Origin of the sequence: Corallococcus sp. AB049A (assembly GCF_003668885.1) — a bacterium.
GTDB lineage: Bacteria > Myxococcota > Myxococcia > Myxococcales > Myxococcaceae > Corallococcus > Corallococcus interemptor.
Genome location: NZ_RAWL01000493.1, coordinates 1 through 5,936, shown reverse-complemented (window position 1 = coordinate 5,936; position 5,936 = coordinate 1). Strand labels below are relative to the sequence as shown.

Annotated in this window: 5 protein-coding genes; all 5 read right to left on the bottom strand. The window is 70.0% G+C overall.

What is annotated here, in order from left to right:
• Positions 1 to 286: 286 nt before the first annotated feature.
• Positions 287 to 1,948: a PA14 domain-containing protein gene (locus D7X55_RS34355; RefSeq protein ID WP_158626469.1), complete on the bottom strand. Its 1,662-nt coding sequence runs from the start codon at positions 1,946 to 1,948 to the stop codon at positions 287 to 289.
• Positions 1,949 to 2,145: 197 nt separating this feature from the next.
• Complete coding sequence (locus D7X55_RS34350) at positions 2,146 to 2,487, bottom strand: hypothetical protein (protein ID WP_147442812.1); 342 nt, start codon at positions 2,485 to 2,487, stop codon at positions 2,146 to 2,148.
• A 135-nt stretch (positions 2,488 to 2,622) separates the two neighbouring features.
• On the bottom strand, positions 2,623 to 3,498 hold the full coding sequence (locus tag D7X55_RS34345) for a 4-hydroxy-3-methylbut-2-enyl diphosphate reductase (protein WP_121725256.1): 876 nt from the start codon (positions 3,496 to 3,498) through the stop codon (positions 2,623 to 2,625).
• Between the two features lie 99 nt (positions 3,499 to 3,597).
• Positions 3,598 to 5,454: a M56 family metallopeptidase gene (locus tag D7X55_RS34340; RefSeq protein WP_121725255.1), complete on the bottom strand. Its 1,857-nt coding sequence runs from the start codon at positions 5,452 to 5,454 to the stop codon at positions 3,598 to 3,600.
• Positions 5,451 to 5,837 carry a BlaI/MecI/CopY family transcriptional regulator gene (locus tag D7X55_RS34335; RefSeq protein ID WP_120549815.1) on the bottom strand — a complete coding sequence of 129 codons (387 nt, stop codon included), beginning with the start codon at positions 5,835 to 5,837 and terminating at the stop codon, positions 5,451 to 5,453. The genes D7X55_RS34340 and D7X55_RS34335 overlap by 4 nt, the downstream gene beginning before the upstream one ends.
• Positions 5,838 to 5,936: the final 99 nt, after the last annotated feature.

Sequence of the window (5,936 nt, the reverse complement as noted above, 5' to 3'; positions counted from 1 at the left end):
CCCGTGGGGGGAGCCAGGGATACACCGAAAAGCGGGGGGACGGTATGGCCGAGTGAGGAGGCGGATGTGTGGCGTGCGCCACTCCGCGCCGCTGGAGCATCCAGCAGCGGACTTTCCTGCCCCGGAAGGCACTGGAAGGCCTGACGCGTGGGGGCCTGGCGCCTACCTCCAGCGCCGGAGGTCCAAGGTCCAAGACGGTCCCGGCATGAACGAGTCCGAGTCGAAGTACGTCCGCTACCGCGCGCGGACGACCTTCCCTGATCCGTCCGCGCGGGGGCGCGAAGCCCTACTGCCCGCTCATGCCCGGACCCGGCTTCCACACCTTCACGTAGTCGATGGACGCGGTCCATGCCGTAGAGCCCGTGGCGTTCGCGTCGCCGTACCAGAACGCGGATCCGCTGCCGGTGAGGGCCCAGGTGGAGGCGACGAAGTTCGCCATGCCCACCAGCATCCGCTTGTAATCCGGGTTGTTGGAGAACGCGGCCGGCAGCGGAACCTCGCGGATGACGTTGGTCGCCGGGTCGCCAATCCACATCCGGAGGTCATTGCCCACGCGGCGCGCGGTGTAGACCCACTGCTTGCCATTGCGGCGGTCCACGGCGGGGCGGACCTCCGACTGCTTGTTGTCCGGGTCCCAGTGCCAGGTCGTCATCACGTTGGTACTGTCGTTGTAGGGCAGCTCCACGATGTCCAGCTCTGGCGGCCACGGCGTGCCGCCCCAGCTCTCCGCGATGGGCCACATCAGGAAGTACATGCCCGTGCCCAGGCCCGGCGGCAGGTCCGCCTTGAACGACACCTGGTAGTCCGCGTAGCCGGGATGGGCGGGCCGCCAGTTCTGCTCGTCCCACCAGGTGCCCTGGTCCAGGTAGCAGCCATCCCAGATGCCCGAGCCGTCATTGCGCTTGCGCGCGCGCATCTCCAGCTGGCCATTGACCGTCACGCACTGGCTCTGCGTGTTCATCACCATGACCGTGTGGTTGAGCGGCAAGTTCGTCTGCCATTGCTTCCACTTGTTCCAGTCCAGCGAGTTGAAGTCGTCCTGGAGGTCCAGCACCCAGCCGGTGGGCGGGTTGGGGACGCCGCCCACTCCGGGCGTGCTCTGCAGCGTCCAGCCCACCTGGGCGGACGCGTCGCCCGCGGCCTCGTAGTACTCCACCTTCACGCGGTGCGTGCCGGCGGTGAGCGTGACGTCGCCGGTCCGCGTCGTCGCGCCGTGGTCGCTCCAGTGGTCCACCACGAGTGTCCCGTCGACGTAGATGCGGCTGCCGTCGTCGGACGTGGTGGAGAACCGGTACGTGCCCGCGCTGGCGAAGTTCCAGTCGCCCTCCCAGCGCACGCTGAAGTCATCCACGCCCACGCCCGTGCCGGGGCTCCCCGTCCCCCAGGAGAACTGGATGGCGGCGTCCTGCCGCTGGAAGGCCCGGGTCGTCAGGTTCCGGTCGCTGAAGTAGGTGCCCCGGAAGGCGCCCGAGGGAATGGGCAGCTCGCCGGTGCCCGCGGCGTCCCCCAGGAGGTTCACCTCCTGCACCCAGGAGCCGGTCGTGTTCGTGCGGTAGCGCACGTAGACGAAGCGTGCGTTCGTGTCCGGGATGTCGCAGCCCTGCCACTGGACGACGCTGCCGTCGACGTCGCAGTCGTACCAGCCCGTCTGGGACCAGTTGGCGTCGAAGAGCTGGACGTGGAAGCGGTGCGCCTGGTCGCCCAGGCTCCACACCTCCCGCACCTGCTTCACCGTTCCCAGGTCATAGCCGGCATAGGCCAGATCGCCCTCGCCCCACGCGCCCGAGTTGTCGTCGCCGTCGTTCAGCTGCCAGGGGTAGTTGAAGCCGCTGTCGTCGATGAGCGTCGCGGCCAGCTCACCGGTGACGGCACCGCGAGCGACGGCGACGCGCGCGTCGGGCGGGGGCTCGCGGACGTCACAGGCCGCGAGCGGGCAGAGGGGAAGCACCAGGCACGCCCGGACGAGCGCGCGGGAAAGGGAACGGGGGGATGAGAGCAGCTGCCGCCTCCAGCAAGGATGGGGGGCGACGAGATGTCCTTGGGGCTCAGGCTTTCAATGCTGATTTCTTGGAAAGAAAATTAGTCTGTTTGGTCCCGTTCACAGCGCCCGCCCGACCGGGCGTCGGGCGGGGCGTGGGCCGTGGGTCAGTTCAGCTCGCAGACCTGACAGACCGGCCCGATGAGCTTCCAGGTCGTACAGGTGCCGTTCGAGCAGCAGCGCTTGTACTTGGTGCCGGGCAATCCGTAGCCGCCGTAGGTGGTGTTCGGCTCATCGTACCCGGCGCTGTTCGAGCAGGACGTGCGGCACTGGGTCTGCCAGGTGATCATCGACTGCATCTGGGAGATGGGACAGTTGGGGTCGGTGCCGATCTCCTGCTCCACCTGGGCCTCGCCGCTGGGGAGTCTGGCTTCGTCAGCCCCCGTGGCGGGGCCACAGGCGGTGAGGACGCCCAGGGTGAGGCTCATCACGAACAACGCCTTCATCATGCTTCGCATCCGCAACGCTCCGGCCGGTGCAAGGCGGCAATGCCTTGCACCGGCGGATTGCGGCACGGTGGCGTTCGCATGACAAGCGGCGGCGCCGGATGACGTATGGGAAACCCACGACGCCGTGCCTGCTGACTACTTGCGCTTCTTCGACATCGAGCGGACGAAGATGGAGTCGATGCCGTGGATGCGCATGGAGATGAAGTCCTCCGCGGTGGCGTTCTCATAGCCCGCTTCGCGCATCTCCTTCACGAACGCGGGCGTGACGCCGTGGATGCGCATGGCCACGAGGTCGTCCGCGCTCAGGTCCTTGAAGCCCAGGCCGCGCATCTCGCGGACGAAGTCCGGCGTCACGCCGTGGATGCTCATGGCCTGCAGCGAATCCACGGGCAATCCCTTGAACCCCAGCGCCGCATAGCCCTGGATGCGCTCCGGCGTGACCTGGTGGATGCGGCAGGCCACCAGCTGCTCGATGGTCAGCTTCGGGTAGCCCGCGGAGGCCATCGCCCGGACGTAGTCCGGGGTGACCTGGAAGATGCCCACCTGGACCAGCTCCTCCACGGTGGTCACCTTCTGGCCCGTGGCCGCGAGCGCCTGCACGCGCTGGGGCCCGACGTTCACGCTGGCCAGGAGCATGTGCTCATCCGCGTCCGGCTTGGGGATGCCCAGCTCCGCCAGCTTCTTCGTGAAGCTGGCGTCCGGGCTGAAGCGCCAGGCGCCCACGCCCTGGCCGTCCTTGAAGCGGCCCTCGAAGTCGAACGTGCCCGCCTCGCGCACCAGCTTGAACGGGGCGCTGCTGCCGTCCGCCGTGGACAGCCCCTGGAAGTCGGCGAGCGGCGCGGAGAAGCCGTGGTGCGAGTCCGGCTTGTCCTTCGGATGCAACGACAGCTGCAGCTGCTGCTCCCTCACATGGGCGCCCCAGGTGCCGGTGCGCTGCGCATCGGCGGCGAGGACGGGGAGGGCGAGGAGCATCACGACCAGGGTGAGCCACGGAGACAGGCGCGACGTCATGACGGCGACTCCTTTTTCGGGTTTCAGGCAAGGCGCGGCCCGTCCGCGCGCCCGGGAAGGCGCGCGCGGTGGGGACCGCGTGGGAGAGGAAGGGAGGGGTTACTTCCGGGGCTTCTGCATGCGGCGGATGAAGTCTTCATCCACGCCGCTGGCGCGCAGGCGCACCAGCTCATCCACGGTAGCGGGCTTCACGCCCGCGGCGTCCAGCTCGCGCAGGTACTTCGCGTCCACGGACATCGCGCGCAGCTGCAGGGCCTCATCCAGCGTCAGGTTCGCGAAGCCCGCGGCCTTCAGCTCGTTGAGCCACGCGGCGTTGATGTTCATCGCCTTCGCGGCCAGCAGGTCGTCGGAGTCCTCCTTCCCGTAGCCCAGGGCCGCCATCTGGCCCAGCCACTCCGGCGTGACGCCCATGTGCTTCATGGCCACCAGCTGGTCGGCGGGGATGGAGCGGCCGAAGCGGTCCGTCATGGACTTCGCGTAGTCCGGCGTGACGCCCGCGTGCTGGAAGCCCACCAGCGTCTCCACGGTGGGCTCGTAGCCCATGGCGGAGATGCGCTCGACGACCTCCGGCGTGACGCCCGCGATCTTCAGGGCGACGAGCTGATCCACGCTCAGCGGATCCACGCCCACGCGGGTCTTCTCGTCGGCATCCTCGGCGTCCTTCCGCGCCGCGCGGGCCTTCTCCTTCGGGGAGGGCGCGGGGTTCGGAGCCGGAGCGGGATTCGGTGCCGGCGCGACGACCGGAGCCGGCGCGGGCGGCGGAGCCGGGGGCGCGGCGAGGACCGCGAGCGGCGCGGGCGCCGGGACCGCCGCGGACGCGGTGCCGTGGGGCTTGGGCATGGCGCTCGCGGCAGGTGCCGCCGGGGCCTTCGACTCCGGCGCCTTCGCGGGCTGCTGCACGGCGAGCGCGGTCAGCGGCGCGGCCAGCGCCAGGCTGCTGGCCAGCGTGACGATGGACACCCCCGCCGCCCAGCGCGACGAGCACCGCGACGCGGGCGCCACCACCAGCCGCCGCACGCGGTCCTTCAGTGAACCGCCCAGCGCGGACAGCGCGGGACCTCCGGCCTCCATGCCCTGCAGCCGCAGCGCCTCCAGGGCGGTGAGCGCGCGGGCGTAGGGCAGGGCGCCGGGGCCCTGCCGCACGGCGAGGTCGTCACAGCAGTTCTCCCGCTCCACGCGGATGACCTGGGACATCCACCACACGGCCGGGTGGTAGAAGAGGAGCGTCTCCACCAGCGTCTGCACCACGTTCACCGCGAAGTCGTGACGGCGGATGTGGGCCAGCTCATGGGCCAGCACCAGCTCCAGCTCCCGCACGGCCAGCCCGGTGAGCGTGGCGGTGGGGACCAGCACCACGGGCTTCAGCCAGCCCAGCGTGGACGGCACGTCCAGCTTCGACGACACCAGCAGGCGCACCGGACGCGTGAGGTTCAGCCGCCGCGCCAGCACCTCCAGCCGCTGCTGCCATTCCCAGGACGCGTGCACCGCCTCGTCCACCTGGCGCCGCAGCCCCATCCAGCCCTTGAGCAGCCGCAGCGACGACGCCGCCACGCCCAGGCCCCACGCCAGCACCAGCCAGGGCAGGTGCTCGCCCACCTGCTGGAGCAGACCGTCCAGCCGGGGCAGCGGCGCGGCCTTCGCCAGGTGCCGGGGCGCCGGAAGGTCCATCAAGGCAGGGGGCATCACCGGAGCCGTCACGGGCGCCACGGCGGTCCGGGCGACGGACACCGTGCGCGCCGGACGGGGCTCCACCGCGCGCGAGGCATGCCGCCACGCCGTGGCCACCGGCAGCGCCAGCATGATGCCCAGCGCGCCGCACGCCAGCGCGTAGCGCAGGTTCGCCGAGCGCCGCCCCACCCACCGGAGCGCCAGCGCCAGGGCCACCGCCACGAGCGCGCCCTGCCACAGCAGGTGCACGAGCGCCCAACCCACCGCTTCCAGGACGAGACCGTTCATGACTCCGACTCCTTCTCGAGCGAATCCAGCAGCTGGCGCAGCTCCGCCAGCTCCTCGGGCGACGTCTTCTTCGTGGACAGGGCCTGCAGGGCGAGCCGCCCCGGGGACCCGCCGAACACGCGGTCCATCAGGTCGGTGACCAGCTGCTGCTGGGTGCTCTCCCGGGGGAGCCGGGCGCTGTAGACGTGCGCGCGCTGGGACTCATCGCGTGTCACCAGCGCCTTCTCCGTCATGATCTGCATCGTCTTCAGGACGGTGGTGTAGCCGCTCCCATCCTGGAGCGTCTCGTGGACCTCGCGCACCGTGCGCGGGCCCCCGTCCCACAGCACCCGCAGGATGGCCAGCTCGGCATCCGTGGGTCGCGGCGGCTTTCCTCGGCTCATGGCTTCCTCTCTCCTCACGACTTCCTACGGATAGTTATACGAACGATTTCGTAGGTGTCAACGAAGCCTTTCGTACTTCATGGGCAAGGGGCCCTGGAG

Coding starts and splice junctions, on each gene's coding strand:
- D7X55_RS34350 (WP_147442812.1), bottom strand. CDS start 2,487: ATGATGAAGGCGTTGTTCGTGATGAGCCTCACCCTGGGCGTCCTCACC.
- D7X55_RS34340 (WP_121725255.1), bottom strand. CDS start 5,454: ATGAACGGTCTCGTCCTGGAAGCGGTGGGTTGGGCGCTCGTGCACCTG.
- D7X55_RS34335 (WP_120549815.1), bottom strand. CDS start 5,837: ATGAGCCGAGGAAAGCCGCCGCGACCCACGGATGCCGAGCTGGCCATC.
- D7X55_RS34345 (WP_121725256.1), bottom strand. CDS start 3,498: ATGACGTCGCGCCTGTCTCCGTGGCTCACCCTGGTCGTGATGCTCCTC.